We start from the raw sequence: 698 nt of genomic DNA, 5'->3' as shown, positions 1-698 counted from the left end.
ATAATGCTTAATGCGGATTAAAAAAGTATTAAAAATAGTTTGATAATAAGATGCAAAAAGGGATAAAAAGATGAAATATATTTTACAAACGGATAATGAAACAATAGAGATTCCGATTATACGATCAAAAAGGAAAACACTAGGGTTAGAAGTGAAATATGATGGTACAGTAAATGCAAGAGTTCCAATGCGGGCACCAAGAGAGATTATAGAAAGATTTATCCGGGAACATGAAGCGTGGATTATCAGAAAGCGGCAGGAATGGAGCCTGGCTGGAAACAATCAGGATGATGTGGCAGGAGAGTTTGGAGAAAGAAAGAAACGTGGGGCGAATGCGGTAGATCCGTCGAAGATTCTTCCACCGGTCGAAACGAAAGAAGGAAAAGCGAAGATCAGACAATATATAGAAAGGCAAGTTGAATATTATGCAAAAATAATGGGTGTTACATATGGAAGGATATCTATGCGTAATCAGAAAACACGATGGGGAAGTTGTAGCAGCAATGGAAATCTGAATTTTAATAATCGGTTGTTATTTGTGCCGGAAGAACTGGTTGATTATGTAGTGGTGCATGAACTGGCACATAGAAAAGAGATGAACCATTCGAATGCATTTTGGAATGTGGTAGAGAAGTATATGCCGGATTATAAGGAACGCAGGAAAAAACTAAGGGAGTATCATATAGAATAAGAAAGAA

1 protein-coding gene is annotated in these 698 nt (G+C 37.2%); it reads left to right on the top strand.

Annotation, left to right across the window (positions count from 1 at the left end):
• Positions 1-70 precede the first annotated feature (70 nt).
• A complete protein-coding gene (locus NCY30_RS14970; RefSeq protein WP_173819458.1) occupies positions 71-691 on the top strand; it encodes a M48 family metallopeptidase in 621 nt (206 codons plus the stop codon).
• Positions 692-698 lie beyond the last annotated feature (7 nt).

Origin of the sequence: Dorea sp. MB18-49, from assembly GCF_023669465.1 — a bacterium.
Lineage (GTDB): Bacteria > Bacillota > Clostridia > Lachnospirales > Lachnospiraceae > Dorea_A > Dorea_A longicatena.
This window is presented reverse-complemented; position numbering and strand designations above follow the sequence as displayed.

What these genes read in the sequence shown, in the direction of transcription:
- NCY30_RS14970 (WP_173819458.1), top strand. Translation starts at nt 71, where the DNA reads ATGAAATATATTTTACAAACGGATAATGAAACAATAGAGATTCCGATT.